The 1,380-nt window shown below is 68.7% G+C and carries 1 protein-coding gene; it reads left to right on the top strand.

The genetic code is table 11. From position 1 onward, the window contains the following. Positions 1-153: 153 nt before the first annotated feature. On the top strand, positions 154-1,356 hold the full coding sequence (locus ACFPP6_RS36410) for an IS110 family RNA-guided transposase (protein ID WP_382051137.1): 1,203 nt from the start codon (positions 154-156) through the stop codon (positions 1,354-1,356). Positions 1,357-1,380: the final 24 nt, after the last annotated feature.

Here is a 1,380-nt window from a genome sequence, read left to right as displayed (position 1 = left end):
GGGGGGTGGTGTCACCGGGCCCGGAGGCACTGACAGACCGCTGATAAGGGCAGGACCGCCACAGTTTCGGCAGGCTCTTCATAACGTGGATGCCGGGGATCAGTGCCGCAGGTGAGGCCGGGGTGGGCAGGACCTCTCGCTGGAGGAACGCACGTGAGCGAGCTCGACCAGGTGAAGGTCTTCGTGGGCCTGGACGTCGGGAAGGGTGAACATCACGCCACCGCCCTGACGCCGGCCGGGAAGAAAGCCTTCGACAAGCGACTGCCCAACAGCGAACCGAAGCTGCGTGAGCTGTTCACCAAGCTCCAGACCAAGCACGGCACCGTGCTCGTCGTGGTCGACCAGCCCGCTTCCATCGGTGCCCTGCCTTTGGCGGTGGCCCGTGACACCGGCTGCCGCATCGCCTACCTTCCCGGCCTGACGATGCGGCGGATCGCCGACCTCTATCCCGGCGAGGCCAAGACCGACGCCCGCGACGCCGCGGTCATCGCCGACGCCGCCCGCACCATGCCCCATACCCTGCGCGACCTCGCGCCGACCGACGAGGCCGTCGCCGAGCTGGAGATGATCGTCGGCTTCGACGACGACCTCGCAGGTGAGGCGACCCGCATCAGCAACCGGCTCCGCGGCCTGCTGACCCAGATCCACCCCTCCCTGGAACGGGTCCTGGGCCCGCGGCTGGACCATCCCGCGGTCCTGACGATGCTGGAACGCTTCGGATCCCCGGCCGAACTGAGGAAGGCCGGCCGCCGACGGCTGGTCAGCCTCGCCCGCCCGAAGGCCCCGCGCATGGCCGAGCGCCTGGTCGGCGACATCTTCACCGCACTCGACGAACAGACCGTCATCGTTCCCGGCACCGACGCGGCCGCGCTGATCGTCCCCAGCCTGGCCGGCTCCCTGCGAGCCGTCCTCGACCAGCGCAAACTCATCGAGAAGCGCATCGAGGACCTGCTGGAGGCCCACCCTCTTTCCAAGGTCCTGATCTCGATGCCCGGCATCGGGGTCAGGACCGGAGCCCGCATCCTCATCGACGTCGGCGACGCCAGCACCTTCCCCACCGCCGCCCACCTGGCCGCCTACGCCGGACTCGCCCCGGTGACCAGGAGTTCCGGCTCCTCGATCCGCGGCGAACACCCGGCCCGGCGAGGAAACAAGCAGCTCAAGAGAGCGTTCTTCCTCGCCGCGTTCGCGTCCCTGGCCGACCCCGCCTCGCGGGCCTACTACGACAAGAAAATCGCGCAAGGAAAGCATCACACCCAGGCCATCCTCTGCCTCGCCAGACGACGCGTCGACGTCCTCTTCGCCATGCTCAGAGACGGCACCTTCTACGAGTCACGACCAGCCGTCCCGGCTTGACCAAACCCATAAGGGCACCCCCCC

Source organism: Streptomyces aureoversilis (genome assembly GCF_042657885.1).
GTDB classification, from domain to species: Bacteria; Actinomycetota; Actinomycetes; order Streptomycetales; family Streptomycetaceae; genus Streptomyces; species Streptomyces aureoversilis.
Note: the sequence above shows the minus strand (reverse complement) of the source record. Positions and strands in the feature narration are given on the sequence as shown.